Source organism: Paenarthrobacter sp. CCNWLY172, assembly GCF_037402035.1.
Taxonomy (GTDB): domain Bacteria; phylum Actinomycetota; class Actinomycetes; order Actinomycetales; family Micrococcaceae; genus Arthrobacter.
Genome location: NZ_JBBEGB010000017.1, coordinates 41,567 through 56,508, shown reverse-complemented (window position 1 = coordinate 56,508; position 14,942 = coordinate 41,567). Strand labels below are relative to the sequence as shown.

Annotated in this window: 18 protein-coding genes; 1 reads left to right on the top strand and 17 read right to left on the bottom strand. The window is 65.1% G+C overall.

Translation table 11 applies throughout. The features are described from left to right. Position 1 precedes the first annotated feature (1 nt). The 14 genes from WBN73_RS19850 to WBN73_RS19785 form a co-directional block, all read right to left on the bottom strand. A complete protein-coding gene (locus WBN73_RS19850; protein ID WP_207596521.1) occupies positions 2–283 on the bottom strand; it encodes a flagellar FlbD family protein in 282 nt (93 codons plus the stop codon). A gap of 107 nt (positions 284–390) precedes the next feature. Further along, positions 391–1,563, bottom strand: a complete 1,173-nt coding sequence (locus tag WBN73_RS19845) for a flagellar hook protein FlgE (RefSeq protein ID WP_207596520.1) — start codon at positions 1,561–1,563, stop codon at positions 391–393. Between the two features lie 46 nt (positions 1,564–1,609). Then, positions 1,610–2,044: a flagellar hook assembly protein FlgD gene (locus WBN73_RS19840; RefSeq protein ID WP_207596519.1), complete on the bottom strand. Its 435-nt coding sequence runs from the start codon at positions 2,042–2,044 to the stop codon at positions 1,610–1,612. A gap of 18 nt (positions 2,045–2,062) precedes the next feature. After that, complete coding sequence (locus tag WBN73_RS19835) at positions 2,063–4,045, bottom strand: flagellar hook-length control protein FliK (RefSeq protein ID WP_337341093.1); 1,983 nt, start codon at positions 4,043–4,045, stop codon at positions 2,063–2,065. Beyond that, a complete protein-coding gene (locus WBN73_RS19830; protein ID WP_207596517.1) occupies positions 4,042–4,704 on the bottom strand; it encodes a C40 family peptidase in 663 nt (220 codons plus the stop codon). The genes WBN73_RS19835 and WBN73_RS19830 overlap by 4 nt, the downstream gene beginning before the upstream one ends. Then, the gene (locus WBN73_RS19825; RefSeq protein WP_207596516.1) at positions 4,701–5,126 is read right to left on the bottom strand and encodes a flagellar FliJ family protein; all 426 of its coding nucleotides are present in this window, start codon (positions 5,124–5,126) and stop codon (positions 4,701–4,703) included. The genes WBN73_RS19830 and WBN73_RS19825 overlap by 4 nt, the downstream gene beginning before the upstream one ends. Beyond that, entirely contained in the window at positions 5,123–6,451 is a 1,329-nt protein-coding gene (locus tag WBN73_RS19820; protein WP_207596515.1) for a FliI/YscN family ATPase, read from the bottom strand. Before WBN73_RS19820 ends, WBN73_RS19825 begins: the two co-directional genes overlap by 4 nt. Beyond that, positions 6,448–7,062, bottom strand: coding sequence for a FliH/SctL family protein (locus tag WBN73_RS19815; protein ID WP_337341092.1), 615 nt, complete (start codon positions 7,060–7,062; stop codon positions 6,448–6,450). Before WBN73_RS19815 ends, WBN73_RS19820 begins: the two co-directional genes overlap by 4 nt. Further along, positions 7,052–8,080 (bottom strand): flagellar motor switch protein FliG, encoded by a 1,029-nt coding sequence (gene fliG / locus WBN73_RS19810; protein ID WP_207596511.1) that lies wholly within the window; start codon positions 8,078–8,080, stop codon positions 7,052–7,054. The genes WBN73_RS19815 and fliG overlap by 11 nt, the downstream gene beginning before the upstream one ends. Continuing rightward, a complete protein-coding gene (gene fliF, locus WBN73_RS19805) occupies positions 8,077–9,711 on the bottom strand; it encodes a flagellar basal-body MS-ring/collar protein FliF (protein WP_207596510.1) in 1,635 nt (544 codons plus the stop codon). Before fliF ends, fliG begins: the two co-directional genes overlap by 4 nt. Then, positions 9,711–10,010, bottom strand: coding sequence for a flagellar hook-basal body complex protein FliE (locus WBN73_RS19800; RefSeq protein WP_207596509.1), 300 nt, complete (start codon positions 10,008–10,010; stop codon positions 9,711–9,713). The genes fliF and WBN73_RS19800 overlap by 1 nt, the downstream gene beginning before the upstream one ends. Then, a complete protein-coding gene (locus tag WBN73_RS19795) occupies positions 10,010–10,402 on the bottom strand; it encodes a flagellar basal body rod protein FlgC (RefSeq protein ID WP_207596508.1) in 393 nt (130 codons plus the stop codon). The genes WBN73_RS19800 and WBN73_RS19795 overlap by 1 nt, the downstream gene beginning before the upstream one ends. After that, positions 10,402–10,743 carry a flagellar basal body rod protein FlgB gene (flgB, locus tag WBN73_RS19790; protein ID WP_207597486.1) on the bottom strand — a complete coding sequence of 114 codons (342 nt, stop codon included), beginning with the start codon at positions 10,741–10,743 and terminating at the stop codon, positions 10,402–10,404. The genes WBN73_RS19795 and flgB overlap by 1 nt, the downstream gene beginning before the upstream one ends. A 136-nt stretch (positions 10,744–10,879) precedes the next feature. Then, complete coding sequence (locus WBN73_RS19785; protein ID WP_337341091.1) at positions 10,880–11,527, bottom strand: cyclodeaminase/cyclohydrolase family protein; 648 nt, start codon at positions 11,525–11,527, stop codon at positions 10,880–10,882. Positions 11,528–11,618: 91 nt separating this feature from the next. Between WBN73_RS19785 and WBN73_RS19780 the strand changes: the two genes are divergently transcribed. Next, positions 11,619–12,845, top strand: coding sequence for an amidohydrolase (locus tag WBN73_RS19780; RefSeq protein WP_337341090.1), 1,227 nt, complete (start codon positions 11,619–11,621; stop codon positions 12,843–12,845). Here WBN73_RS19780 and WBN73_RS19775 read toward each other — a convergent pair. Genes WBN73_RS19775 through fliD form a run of 3 tightly spaced genes read right to left on the bottom strand, consistent with a single transcriptional unit; the run spans position 12,842 to position 14,939 of the window. Next, positions 12,842–13,123, bottom strand: a complete 282-nt coding sequence (locus WBN73_RS19775) for a hypothetical protein (RefSeq protein WP_207596504.1) — start codon at positions 13,121–13,123, stop codon at positions 12,842–12,844. The genes WBN73_RS19780 and WBN73_RS19775 overlap by 4 nt on opposite strands. Further along, complete coding sequence (fliS, locus tag WBN73_RS19770; protein WP_207596502.1) at positions 13,113–13,550, bottom strand: flagellar export chaperone FliS; 438 nt, start codon at positions 13,548–13,550, stop codon at positions 13,113–13,115. Before fliS ends, WBN73_RS19775 begins: the two co-directional genes overlap by 11 nt. A gap of 3 nt (positions 13,551–13,553) precedes the next feature. Then, a complete protein-coding gene (gene fliD, locus WBN73_RS19765; RefSeq protein WP_207596501.1) occupies positions 13,554–14,939 on the bottom strand; it encodes a flagellar filament capping protein FliD in 1,386 nt (461 codons plus the stop codon). Positions 14,940–14,942: the final 3 nt, after the last annotated feature.

Genomic DNA, 14,942 nt, shown 5'->3' with positions numbered 1-14,942 from the left:
ACTACCTTCCGTTGGGGTGGTTGGGCTCTGGCTCTTCGCCAGCCTCAGGCGACCTGACCAGGCTCAGCGGATAGCCCGCTACCGCCGGAAGGTCCTGGGCACGGCGCAGCACACTGGCACGATAATTCGCGATCAGTTCCACCACCTCAACCAGCGATTCCCGCACAACGTAAGCGGCGCCGTCGAGAGTCACCAAGTGAGTGTCCGGACTCTCATGGATACGTTCGAGGATGTCCGGATTCACGGCGAAGCGTGTGCCGTTCAGGCGGGTGACAACGATCATGGGCTGTTCTGCTTTGGCTGGGGGCGGAGGTGGTTCTTTCCCCTACTGTCGGCCACGGTGGGCTCGGCGTTAGGAAGGCGGCCGGATCACCGCCTTCCTCACCGGGCTTAGCGCTTCAGGTTGCTCAGTTCCTGCAGGACCTCATCGGAGGTGGTGATGATGCGGGCGTTTGCCTGGAAACCACGCTGGGCCACAATCAGGTTGGTGAATTCCTGGGACAGGTCCACGTTGGACATCTCCAGCGAACCGGAGGCCAGCGAACCAAGTCCTCCATCACCGGCACCGCCAAGCTGGGCCGCTCCCGAGTTTGCCGTGGCAACGTAGGTGGAGCCGCCGGCCTTTTCGAGGCCCTCGGGGTTGGTGAAACGGGCCAGTGCCACCCGGGCCAGTACTTCTTTGGCGCCGTTGCTGAAGGAACCAATCAGCGAACCATCGCCGGCAAGGGTGAAGGACTCAAGCTCACCGGCTTCTGCGCCGTTCTGGCTGGTGACAGCCAAGGTGTTCAGCTGCGCAAACCCTGTGACCGCGCCCATGTTGACGGTGATCCCGCCAACTGTCATGGTCCCGCCGGACGTCAGCGCACCGTTGGCGAACGTGAGCGTGGATGCTCCTGTAGCCCCGTTGGCATCCGCGCCGGCTACGTTCCAGCCAGTGGCCGAACGGCTGAACGTCAGGGTGAGGCTGCGCTCTGCTCCGTTGGAGTCGTACACCTTGACCTGGCGTTCAACGGAGGTTCCTACCGCAGCGTCGGACGGCAGGTTGCCGCCGAGGGTGGCCTGCGTCGTGGCAACTGCCGGTGCAGTGGTGTCCGGGGACAAGGTGATGGGGCCCGTGGCTCCGCCTGTGTTGACGACACCGTTGGTGGCCGTCCAGCCCTGGAGGATGCCGCCGTCGGGACTGACCAAACGGCCCGCAGCGTCCATCTGGAAGTTGCCGGCACGCGTGTAGTACTGCTGCGTCCCCTTGCCGGTGACAAAGAAGCCCTCGCCGGAAATCATCAGGTCAGTGCCGCGGCCGGTGCTCTGCGACGAGCCCTGGCCGAAGTTGGTACTGACGCCCGCCACCCGGACGCCGAGCCCGATCTGCGCCGGGTTGGAGCCGCCAACTTCCTGCTGCGGGCCGGCAGCGCCCTGGGTCATCTGCGAGAGCGTGTCCTGGAACTGCGCGGACGACGACTTGTAGCCGGTGGTGTTCACGTTGGCGATGTTGTTGCCGGTGACGTCCAGCATGGTCTGGTGGGCGCGGAGGCCGGAAATTCCGGAGTACAGCGAACGGAGCATGGTGTTGCCTTTCTTCGGGTTGGTTCGGGGTAGGTCTTGGGAAAAATCAGATTGAGGTTTCAGTCTTTTTGCTTGGTGCGGTCATGCCGGTGATCAGATCCAGCGGGACCTTGGCGTCGCCCACCGTCACCGTCGGAACGCCATCAGCGAAAGACACAGCGCTGGCCACGCCGTCGCCTTTGGTCCCGTCGGCGAGCGCGTAGCTCACCTGGGTCCCGATGATCTGTGCCGCAGCGGTACGCATCTGCAGAGAGAAGCTCTCCCTGGCACCGGTCGTCAGCTCAGTCATCTTCTCCATCATGGAAAGCTGCACGGACTGGCTCATCATCTGGTTGGTGTCCATGGGCGCACTGGGATCCTGGTACCTCAGCTGTGTCACCAGCAAGGACATGAAAACCTCCGAATCCATGGTCTTGACGGGAGTGCGGGCAGCCTCACCCGATCCGACGCCGTTGCTGGCCGCAATTGCGGGAATGGTCATGGTTGTCTCTCCTTCACGTCAGACGAGGATGTCCAGGCGGTTTGTAGTGCTGGCGTCAGGCACGACGCCGGGTGGCGGCTGCCGTGGTTGCTGCGGTTGGTCTTCGGTGCTGTTTGCCCGCCGGTCACCGTCGCGCCGGGCTGGCTGCTCCGCGTCACGGGTTGCACTGCCGCTTCCTTGGCCGGGGTCTTTTCCGGTGTCCGTCGGGCTGTTGTGGGAGGACAGGCTCAGGCTTGCGCCGGAGTCTTCCAAGCCCCGCCGTAGCTCCGGAAGGACATGACGCACGGCTTCCCTGCCGGCATCCCCGGGGGCAAACAGCTCGATGCGCACGCCGGTGCCGTCGATGTGGGCACGGACGGTGAGGGGTCCCAGGTCTTCAGGGGACACCCGCAGCGTCATCACGTGCTCCCCCGGAGCCGCCGACGCCAGGGAAAAGAGGGGGGCTGCGAGTTGGGGTGTGAGGGGTTGTTGAAGGGTTGGCTGGAGCGCGGTTCCGGCGGGGGTTGGCGGGAGCGTGGTGGGTGTGGCCGCGGGGTGGACAGTGAGCGGGGCTGGCATGGCGTGGATCGCGCCCGGTTCGGGGGTTCCCTGCGCACCATGCCGTTCCAACCATCGAACCGGCAGCGAAGCCCCGAAATGGGCGGACGTGTCAGCGGCGAGGTCTTGAGTACCTGGATCGGGAGCACCCGGAACATCCGCATCCGATTCGACGGCTTGCTGCGGACTAGAGGGTACGAGCCGTCGAATGGGCAGCGAGCCATCGAAATGGGCAGACTGCGACGCCTCGGCAGCTGGGCCCGGAGCGACCACAGGCACTGCCGCAACCGCAGGCATGCCAGCAGTCCCACTCGCAGCGGTTCCCAGCGCAGCTACTCCCGTTTCGGGGGTTCCCAGCGCAGCTACTCCCGTTTCGGGGGTTCCCAGCGCACCATGCCTTTCCAACCATCGAACCGGCATCGAGCCATCGAAATGGGCGGACGTGTCAGCGGCGAGGTCTTGAGTACCTGGAACGGGAGCACCCGGAACATCCGCATCCGATTCGACGGCTTGCTGCGGACTAGAGGGTACGAGCCGTCGAATGGGCAGCGAGCCATCGAAATGGGCAGACTGCGACGCCTCGGCAGCTGGGCCCGGAGCGACCACAGGCACTGCCGCAACCGCAGGCATGCCAGCACTCGAAGCGCCACCGGCACCCGCAGCTACGTCCGCCTCAAGCTCGTCCATTTCGGGGGTTCCCTGCGGACCATGCCGTTCCAACCATCGAATGGGCAGCGAGCCGTCGAAATGGGCGAGCGGCAATGCGTCGCTGGCAAGATCCGGGGCAACCTCAGGGCCACCGGCAGCCACAACCACGCCAGCGCTCGCTGCTATGTCCGGATCAAGCCCCTCCGATTCGACGGCTTGCTGCGGATTAGACGGTAGGAAGCGTCGAATGGGCAGCGAGCCATCGAAATGGGCGGGCTGCGCTTCCGTGTCCGTGTCCAGGGCTGCTGGCGATTCGGCGGCGGCAGGAGACGGTGCCACACGGCCTGACGCAGCCATCCCTGCATCACCGCCCACAGCGTCAACCGCGCCCTCAACCTCAAGCATGGGGGCGTTCCCAGTCAGGGGCACAAAACCGCCCAGCGCAGCATCCCCAAGCACATCCGACACAAGCCCACCCATTTCGGGGGTTCCCTGCGCACCATGCCGTTCCAACCATCGAATGGGCAGCGAACCATCGAAATGGGCGAACGACGACTCCTCGGAGACGCCGGCATCAGTAGATGCGTCCGTCACAAGCCCACCCGTTTCGGGGGTTCCCTGCGCACTATGCCGTTCCAGCCATCGAATGGGCAGCGAACCATCGAATCGTGCAGACGCTACGCCCTCGGAAGCCATCACCACATCAAAGGCCCCAGCATTCGAAGAGCCGCCTAGAACCCCGCCGCCACCAGCACGTGTGCCTGCGGGGCTGGCAGCAGCCGCACGGATGCCACCTCCAACCACCGCCTGCATCATGCGCCCCCTGCCGGGACGATCCGGCGGATGGACGTCAAGTTGGAGTACTTCTCCCAAGCGTCCCGGATCTGGATGGTCTGGCCGGGTACGGGAGCGTCGATGGCTTTGCCGTTGCCAAGATAAATGGAGATGTGTTCTCCGCCGTAGCTGACCACCAGGTCTCCTGGCTTGGCCTCTGCCAGCGATGCGACGGGCGTGCCCTTCTGCATCTGGTCGCTAACCACGCGCGGCAGTTCTACCCCAAGATCCTTGAACACCCGTTGGACAAATCCGGAGCAGTCCATGCCCACTGCGGGATTGGTCCCACCCCAGACGTAGGGCACACCAATGTACTTCTTAGCCGCGGCCACCACGGCGTCACCCGTGACGGCCCCGCCGCGGGTGCCGACAGCCGCCGTCCCTGCGGTCGCCGTCGTACTTCCGGCAGCCGGCAACAGCGAGCCCAAGCCAGCAGCACTCAACCCGGACGCCAGCGAAGAGGACGCGGACGAAGTCCCCATCGCACTGCTCAACGCCGAAGCGAAGGACGCGGCGTCGGCAACCGAAGCGGTCGACGCGGTCGAAGAAGCAGCAGCAGCGGACACACGCGCGCCTTGGGCCAACTGCTGTAACTGGGCCTCGATGCTCTGGATTCGCCCGATGGCGTCGGTCATGCTCATGAGCCGGCCTTCCTGTGCCACGCCGTGGACGCGATTTCGTCCAGGACGCCCTGCTCGGCCCGGAGTGCGGACGCGGCATATTCGGCGTCGTGACGGACTTCGAGCTTCTCCAGCCCCACGGCGCGACGCTTCGCCTCCGTGTACTCGGCCCGGGCTGAGGCAGCCTCGCTTTCGGCCACAGCTGCCAAAGCATCCAACTCGGCAAGCATGCTCTGCGAGGAGGCGCGGGCAGCAGCGATGGCCAGCAAGGATGCGGAGTCCCCGGCATGCCCTGCGGAATCGGCCAGGGCTTCACGGGCTTCCGCCCGGCGGACACGCAACGACGCCGAACGCGAGTTTGCCGCGGCAAGTCCGCTTTCCGCGGATTTCTGCTCGGCCTGTCGCAGCCGCAAGAGCCCGGCCAGGGAGAATTGTCGGTTCACGCGGCTCCTTCAAAATGTCCAAAGTTCGCTGAAAGTCTGGAAAGCTCGGCCCATGCATCGCCGTGGGGCGTCGATTCGCCCATCCCCTGCCGGAGGAACCGGTTGATGGCGGCCTCGTGGTCCAGGGCTGCATCCACCAGTGGGTTGCTGCCGTGCCGGTAAGCGCCGACGTCGATCAGGTCTTGGGCACCACGCCGTGCCGCAAGGACGCGGCGAAGCGAGACCGCGAGCGCCGAGTGCTCACGGGCGTTCACTTTCGACGCCACGCGGGACACGGAGCCCAGCACGTCCACGGAGGGGAAATGCCCGGTGACGGCGAGTTTGCGGTCCAGGACCACGTGGCCGTCCAGGATGGAACGGGCGGCATCGGCGATAGGTTCGTTGTGGTCGTCACCGTCCACCAGCACGGTGTAGATCCCGGTAACGGAGCCGGTTTCCGCGGTTCCGGCGCGCTCCAGGAGCCTCGCCAGGACGGAAAAGGTCGACGGCGGGTAGCCGCGTGTCGCGGGTGGCTCACCTGCGGAGAGGCCGATCTCGCGCTGCGCCATGGCCACACGGGTCAGGGAGTCCATCATGAGCACCACGTCCTTGTCGGCTTCGCGGAAGGACTCGGCGATGCGGGTGGCTGTGACGGCGGCCCGGAGCCGCATGAGGGCGGGCTCGTCCGATGTTGCGACCACCACCACGGAGCGGGCAAGGCCTTCGGGGCCGAGGTCGTCTTCGAGGAATTCGCGCACTTCACGGCCGCGCTCCCCTACCAGGGCGATCACTGAGACTTCGGCATCCGTGCCACGGGCCACCATGGACAGCAGCGAGGACTTTCCCACACCGGATCCCGCGAACAGGCCCATGCGCTGGCCACGGCCGAGGGTCGTCATGGTGTCCAGGACGCGGACACCGGTCTGCAGGGGCGTGTCGATGCGTGCCCTGCTCATGGCTGACGGCGCTTCCTGATCCAAGGGCACCATGCGGGACACGGGCAGAGGACCTTTGCCGTCGATCGGGCGGCCCAGTGCATCCAGCACCCGTCCGAACAAGCCGGCGCCGGTGGGCACCAGCATCGGCGCACCTTTGGCTCGTGCGGGAGCTCCCGCGGCAACACCGGTCAGCCGGCCGAGGGGCATGCACCGCACGGTCCCGCTGACCGAGGCAACCACTTCGGCGTCGAGCGTTTCAGGACCGGCGCCCACTGTGACGAGCTCGCCAACCGCGCAATCCAGTCCGGCGATTTCCAGCCCCAGGCCAAGCACTGACGTGACGGTCCCGACCCGCTGCGGCGCGGCAGCGGCCAACGCAGCGTGGAAGCGGACCGCGTGGGGCCTCATGCCTCAGGTCCCAGCAGCGCCTGTTTGGCCCGCTCCAGCGCGCTGCCGATGCGGGCATCGATCCACCCGTCCGGATACTCCCCGACGGCGTCACCAGGGTTGAGCGTAGGGTCCGGCTTCAGTTCAACACCGGCAACGTCCACGACGCCGGACGTCGCCAGCGCCGCAACGTCGCCCGGGTGGAGGCGCACCGCGGTGACGCGTCCAACGCCGGTACCCTGCGCTCCCAGCGCCCGGTCCAGCGCTGCCCAGGCGGTGTTCTCCCCCTTGGCAAGTTCGTAACCCAGGATGGCTTCGGCGAGTTCGACCGCACTGGCCGCCAGTACATCCTGCACGTCGTCCACAGCGACTTCCTGGCGCTGCTGGGCCGCTGCAGCTGCCGCCTGCAAAAGCTGAACGGCATGTGCCGCAGCCGAGCGGCCGGCGTCGAGCATGTCCTCATGCTCTGTCCTCAGACGTTCCTGAAGCTGGCGCTGCTCGGCCGCAGCAGCCTGGATCCCGGCGGCGTAGCCGGCAGCGTGGCCCTGGACGAATCCGCGATCGGTCTCGGTGGAACGTTCCGGGCCGCCAATAGCCGGGAAGGTGACACGGGTGAAGTGCTCAGTAGACAAAGTCGTCCTCGTCCCCGCGGCGGACAACGATGGCGCCTTCGGCTTCGAGTTCGCGGATGGAGCGGACGATCTCGGCCCGGGCTTCCTCTACCTGCGAGGCCCGGACGGGACCGGACGCCGCCATTTCGGACTCGAGGATTTCGAGGTTGCGACCGGACATGTTGGCGCGGACAGTGTCCAGCACCACCGTGGGGGCGCCTTTCATGGCCACGGCCAGGACGTCGGCGCTGACCCCGCGGAGGATCTGCTGGATGTCCCGCGGCTCCAACTTCACGATGTCCACGAACGTGAGCATGCGGGCGCGAACCTCGGTGGCGAGCTCCGGATCAAGCGTGCCCAAGCCGTCCAGCACAGAGCGTTCAGTGGTGACGTCGGACCGGTTGATGATGTCCACCAATGGCTGGATGCCGCCCACGATCTCGTTCGACTTCCGTTGCGACATGACGGCGCCTGCCCGGATTTTGAGGGTCTCAGCCACGATGCCAACTGCTTCTGGCGATGCCGAGCCCATGGTCGCGATGCAGCGGGCAACCTCGATCCGTTGCACATCCCCCAGACCGGACATCACCGCGGAGGCCTTCCCGGGGCGCAAGTGGGCCAAAATCAGTGCGATGGTTTGCGGGAGCTCACCGTCGATCAAAGCCAGTATCTGCCCGGGGTCCATCATTTCCAGGAACTCGAAGGACTTCCCGGCCATGGTGGATGCGAGGCGGTCCATGAAGCCTGCGGCTTTGTCCGCGCCGAAGGACGCTTCAAGAAGCCCGACGGCGAATTCCTGGCCGCCGCGGGCCGTGCGGCGGCCGCTGAGGGCCAGTCCGTGAAACTCGTTGATGACGTGGTCCGCCACGACCGAGGAGACGCGGCGGAGCCGTACGATCTCGGCGGCTATGTCCTCTGCTTCGGATTCGGAGAATTGGGCCATGACCGAGGCCGCGCTGGTGGGACTCATCTGCATGAGCACCACCGCCACCTTCTGCACTCCGTTCAGGGCTGATGCTTCCGGAACCGCGTGGCTCATACGGATTGCCTTTCATCCATGAGACCGCGCAGATACTCGGCTGTGCGGGCGGGATTGTCCGCCACCATGGCCTCGATCTGGGCGCGTTTCAGCTCGCCGTCCAGGGCGTCCGAGCCCGGGAGGGGCAACGCCGGAGTCGGCTGGATGGGCGCAGCGGGCTGGATGGACGTCAGCTCGATGGCGGTGGTCGCCGGTCCGGTGATGGCCGGCGTCGGGCTGGGTACCGGCAGGGCGTCGAAATCAGGCCGTTCCCCGAGATCCACGGGCTCACGGCGTTGGCGGCGCTTCAGGGTGATGAGCACTGCCACGATCAGCGCGATCGCTGCCAGCATGATGCTGCCGGCGAGGATGAGCGTGTTCATCAGCGCAGCTTCCTTGGCTGCTTCCGCATCGGCTTGTGCAGCCCCCAGTGCCTCGGCGGCTTTGTCCGCCGCCGCAGTGCTGAACGGGAGCACCTCTACAGTGACCACGTCACCGCGAGCGGCATCGATCCCGGCCGCCGAGGTGACCAGCGCGCGCACAGAGTCCACGTTGACGCCGCCGGCAGCGGCTTGGTTGATCGCCACGGAGATGGTCTGGCGCTTAACGGCACCTTGCGGGATGGTGCGGTCCTCAGTGACCTTGTTGACGGCGTTGTTCTTGGTGGTATCGCTGGAATCGTAGCTGCCGTTGGCATCGGTGCCGCCCGGAACTGCGATGTTGTCCGGCCCCAGGACCCCTGCTGCTCCGCCGCCCGTTCCGGTGTATGTCTCCGTTTTAGTGGATTCGCTGAGCGCCGGGGTGTCCGCTGCCGGGGTGAAGGTTTCGCTGCGCTGCTGGGCCGATTCCGCAGTGACATCGGCGGCGACAGCCACTGTGGCGTTGCCAGGTCCCACTACGCTGTCCAACACTGCCCGCACGGCGTCCGAGGTCCGCTGCTGGTAATCGGCGGCCTGCTTGGACGACGAACCCGTTGCCCCGCCGCCTACCGTCGAGAGGACGTTTCCTTGGGAATCAACCACTGAGACATTGGTGGGTTTGAGGTTCTCAATGGCCGCCGACGTCAAGTGCACAATGGCTTGGACCTTGTCCGATGACAACGTGGTGCCGGGTTGGGTTTCCACGAACACGGACGCCGTGGCCTCCGGGGTGGTGTCCACAAAGACTGACTTCTCAGGGATGGCGAGCCGGACAGCCGCACTCTTGACGCCGTCCATGGCCTGGACGGTGGTGCTCAGCTCACCCTCGAGCGCCCGCTTGTAGGTCACCGACTGCTGGAACTCGGAGGAGGTGACACCCAGTTTGTCCAGCAACGAGTACCCGGTGGCAGCAGCTGACGGGAGCCCCGCGGCGGCAGCCTTCAGTCGCTCGTCGTACACCTTGTCTTCGGGGACCAGGATGGTGGAACCGCCGTTGCTCAGCTCATAGGGAATGTTGTCCTTGCGGAGCTGCTCCACGATGCTGTTGGCGTCCGTGTCCTTCAACCCGGAGAACAGCGGCGAATAGGCAGGCTTCCCCAACCACGCCGTCAGCGCGACGCCGCCAAGGACCAGCACGGCGACGGCCAAAATAGCGAGCGTCCGCTGGGCGGGCGAAAACGCTTGGATTCCGCTGCCGAGTTTGCGGAAGAACTGGGTAATCGCGGGTGGCATCAGGCCTGCATCCTCATGATCTCGTTGAACGCGTCAATGCCCTTGTTCCGGACGGCGGCCACCAGTTCGAACGTCACCTGCGCGCGCGTCGAGGCAAGGGTTGCTTTGTGGATGTCGTCCAGGTTCCCGGTCACGGCGGACACCGCCAGTTCCTTGGATGTTGACTGCAGGGACTGCAAATTGTCGACGGCGCCACTGAGCGCGCTGCCGAAGTCGCCACTTGCTGCGGCTGGCTGTGCAGCGCTGACGTAACCGGTTCCGGTGACGCCCTGAATGCTTTCAATGGGTCCCAACGCCATCAGGACTTCCCTATCTCGAGTGCTGCCAAGTACGTTTCGCGGGCCCGGTCCACCACTTGGGCGTTGGCCTGGTATCCGCGTTGGGCAATGATCAACGTGCCCATCTGCTCCGCCATATCAATGTCCGGGTATCGCACATTGCCGTCAGCATCAGCCAGGGGATGGTCGGGTTGGTACACGATGCGGCCTTCGCCGTCCCCCAGAGGCGTGCTCTTGACGTACACCCCATCGCCGTTGTTGCCTTCCGCCGCCTCGATGTAGCGGGCGCGGAAAGCCTCTCCATCGGTACGGGAGGCATTGTTCATGTTGGCGAGGTTGTCCGAGACCGCATCAAGCCATTTGCGGTGGACGGTCAGGGCCGAGCCCGCGATACCAATTGCGTCGAAAGTCATCAGTTGGTCCTCAACGCCGTGCGCAGCGAGGTGAACTCGCCCGCCGCAGCCCTCGAGGCGAACTGGTAGCGCAACACGGTGTCGATGTTGGACAGCGTCTCAGTATCCAGGTTGACGTTGTTTCCGTCGGTCCGGGTTGGCTCATCGGACGGGGAAATTGTGGCATTGACGTGGCCATCACCGGAACGCACTGAGGCCGCCAACTGGTCTTCGAAAGAGACTCTCTTGGCCTGGTAATTGGGCGTGTTCACATTCGCGATGTTGTTGGCGATGGTCCGCTGGCGCAAGGAAAGCGCGTCCAAGGCGCTGGCCAAGGCGGCGGAAGTCACGGATTCAAGCACAAAGTCCTGCCTGGTGGTGTCGTAAGGCCAATCCGTGGCCATGCATCGAGCGATCCCTGCTCAGCAACAGCTATCGGCAGCGCTCGAATGCCCGTTAGCAAATTCAGCGCACTAATTTTGCAAACGTGGTGCGCACTTAAGCCGTTGTAGGCGCCGCTTTTTCGTCCACGCTTGCCGTCAGTTCGTCAATGCGGTCCAAGGCATCGCTTAGCCGCTCTACGGTCTCCCACAGATGAGGATGTTTTTCCCGAACCTGCTCCAGGTCAGCGCCAGCAGAAGTGAGCGAGGAGAGGTCGAAACTGACGTTGGTGCGGGCACCTGCGATCGCCGCCCTGAGCGCTCCGAAGGCCACCACAACGTCCGCTATGAGCGCAGGGTTCCCATGGGCGGCAAGCCAGCCCAGGTCGTCAATGGCCTCGATCGCCCGCTCGCCCAGCACGGCAGAGGCCTTCGCCGCATCGACGGATGCCCGGTGAATCGCGTCTTCCCGTTCCGGGCCCGGGGACAGCCGAAAGGCGGCACCGAATGCTTTGGAGGCCTCGGCATCCTCGTCGGCCAACTGAAGCGCTGTTTCGCGCATCGCCCGCGCCCGTCCGTGGAGGCCCGCCAACTCAGCATGGCCGCCCTCCGTGTACCCCGCCACCATCGAGGTCAGGGACGCGGCAATTGCCAGCATCACTCCTGTCCCGGCACCACCGCCAGGAGAGCCCGTGGACTCGGCAAGGGCCCGGGTCCAGTCCTCAACAGTGGATCCCCGCGTGGTGACTGACTCCGAATTATTCATGGCACCCAGTGTGCCCGTGATTCCCAAACCGCGCAGGTTTTCGTGTGGATAGACTGGCCAAACCTAGGCGTCGAACGAAAAGGGCAGACTCATGACCATTGACCTCGAAGAGCTCTACAAGGACCTGCATTCGCACCCGGAACTGTCATTCCAGGAAACCCGAACTGCCGGGATCGCGGCCGGTCATCTCGAAGACCTTGGCTTCACGGTTCATCGGAACGTGGGGAAAACCGGTGTGGTGGGCGTCCTCGACAACGGGCCGGGACCGGTGGTCATGCTCCGTGCAGACATGGATGCCCTGCCGGTCAAGGAAGCCACAGGCCTGGACTACGCAAGCACGGCAGTAGGGGTCGATCATGAAGGCCAGGATATGCCCGTCATGCATGCCTGTGGACACGACGTCCATGTCACATGCCTGGTGGGAGCAGTGGAAACCCTGGCCACCCAACGGAACGAATGGCAGGGCACCCTGATCGCAGTGTTCCAGCCTGCCGAGGAATGGGGTGGCGGTGCGGAAACCATGGTCGCGGACGGCCTCTATGACCGTGTTCCCAAGCCCGACGTCGTCCTGGGCCAGCACGTAGCACCGTTCCCGGCCGGGTGGTTTGGCATCCGGCCCGGCGTCACCATGGCGTCCGCGGATTCCCTCAGCATTACCCTGCATGGCCGGGGCGGTCACGGTTCGCGCCCCGAAACCACGGTGGACCCAGTCCTGATGGCGGCGGCCGCTACCGTGCGTTTGCAGGGCATCGTTTCCCGGGAACTCGCAGCCAGTGACTCAGCAGTTGTCACTGTCGGGCAAATCCACTCCGGCACCAAGAACAACATCATCCCTGAAACAGCATCTTTGGGGCTCAGCGTCCGGTCCTTCGACAACGCCACGCGGGAGAAGATTCTGGGTTCCATCGAACGGATCGTCAAGAGCGAAGCAACAGCCTCGGGGGCACCCAAGGAACCAGACTTCCACTACGAGGAACACTTCCCGCTGACCGTCAATGACGAATCGGCGGTGGACCGGATTTCGGCGTCGTTCCGGGCAAAGTTTGGGGACAGCAAGATCATGGACCCCGGCCCTGTCTCCGGGAGCGAAGACGTTGGAGCCTTGGCGAAGGCCGCCGACGCGCCCTTGGTCTTCTGGTTCCTGGGCGGCGCTGACCCTGCGCTTTTCAAGGAGTGGGCAACCACCGGCAGGCTCCCCGATATTCCGTCCAACCACTCCCCCTACTTCGCACCGGTTATCCAGCCGACGTTGACGCATGGCTCGGAAGCCCTGGTGACGGCAGCCAGGGAATTCCTCGGGGGCACATCCACGAACTAGCCGCGGACGTCCAGCAACAGCGGCCTGTCCGAACCCGCCCCCGACGGCACGGCGTCGATGGCACCCAACTGGGTGCCGGCGTCGTGCTTGACGCGGTTGAGGATGGCGACCGCCTCTGATTGGGCGTCCAGGACCCGTCGGGCGCGCTCGGCCAACGAGGCAGGCAACGGTCCGGCGTTCACAGGCGGCGCCCACTGCGGGACAGCTCCTCCGGACACGGCCAGGGCTATGTCGCGTTCAAAACCGTCCAGCACGGCGGACCAGGTCTCATGCGACACCGAGCGCCCTGCCGCTCGCAACAGCAACGTCGGGTGTGTCAGCCGACAACTGCGCCGCTGCCTCATGCCAGCCCTGGCGCAGCGGTTCGAGAAGCTCAACGCATTCCTTGGTTCGCTCCACATCGCGGTAGATATTGGCGCCAATCAGGGCTTCCATGGCGTAGTCGTAAATGCTCGCCAGCGATGCCGCGCCGTCCCAAGCATCGGTCCGCAGCGTCGAGCGCAATTCGGCAACGATGGCCTGGGCGTGCAGCAGGTTCTCCCGTGCCACATCCCAGTTGCTGCCCTCCTGCGCCAGCTGGGCACGCTTGAGGTCCAGTAGGAGCCGGTCATACAGCATGGTCAGCAGCCGTGCCGGCGGTGCAGACAGGACAGCGTCATCGTTGTACCGGGAGAGCTGCTGCGCGCGGAGGGCACTGTAGGTCATGGCTTATTCTCCTGTGGACTGTTTCGAGAGGCTGGAAATTTGGCCCGACAGCCAGGCCGACTGTGACTGGAGCCCACCCAGCATCACTTCCATGTTGGTGTACACGGCCTGCAGGGTGGCGCGGCGGGTAATCAGTCGCTGGTCCCAGTCGGCGATCCTGTTGCCCAGGTCCCGGACCTCCGATTCGCGGCCCTTGATCAGGCCGGAAACGGACCCGTTGTACGGATCCGCTGCAGCCTTGGCCGCATCCGCAACCCGGATGGCAAGCCCTTGCACGGCGGCTTGGGCTGCCGCCGGGTCCGCTGCGAGGGCCTTGGAGAACTTCTCCGCGTCGAACGTGAAGTCGCCTGCCTTGGTGATGTTGATTCCGTACTCGGCGGGCGACTTTCCGTTGATAGGCCTGGACAGCGCGGCGAGGACTTGGTCGTTGACGGCGCGCACGGTGCTGTTGCCAGTGAAGATGCCAGCCTTGGGCACGGTGGCGCCTTTGGCATCGGTGGTTTTGGACACTGCCGTGTAGATGGCAATGAAACCCAGGACATCGTTGACGGATTTGACCAGGTCTTCGGCCTTTTTGGTGATCCCGGGGACGTCGCTCGCCACCGTGATGGTCACGGGGCCGGTGGTCACCGCCGTGGCGGTGACGGAGACGCCGGGAAGGACGTCGGCAAAAGTGTTGGTGCCGGACGTCAGCACCTGGGCGGCCGGGGTGCCTGCATACAGTGTCGCTTTCGCGTCCTGGGCGGACCTCACGACGGCGGCGCCCGGGTTCGCCATCAGGTCCACCGCTGTGCCTGCGGTGACTTGGGCCGCGGTTCCCTGGTAGGCGGTGAAGGCACCGGCCGCACCGGATGCGGTTGCGGTCAGTTGCAGGCGGTACGTGCCGTTGCCGGCAGGAACTTTGACGGCTTGGGCGCCGCCGAATGCGGCGTTGATGGCGATGACTACATCATCCAGGGAAGTGCTCGCCGGGGCGATTTCGGTCTTCTTACCCTTGGAGTCCACAATCGTGAGCCGGGCCGGGGCGCCACCACCATCGGTAGGCCACGTGGTCATGGCTGCAGTGACGTTGACCTGGGTCTGGGCCAACTGCGTGATGGTGAGGTCGATCGATCCGGCGGCGGCCGTCGTCGTGGTCTTAGCCGTGACGGACGGCGAACTGCTGGAGGCTGTGAACAGATTGAGGGCCCCCGCGGCGGCGTTGCCGGAGGCCAACTCCTTCAGCGCTGTGAGCTTGGTGTTGAAGGACTGGAGCGTGGAGATGATGGTCTGGTTGGATGCCAGCTTGGTCTTGAGCTGGGTCTGCGGCAGGGCCTCGACGGACATCAACGAATTGATGATCGCTGTGGTGTTCAGGCCGCTGGCGAGGCCGTCGATGGCAGTTGCCACGGG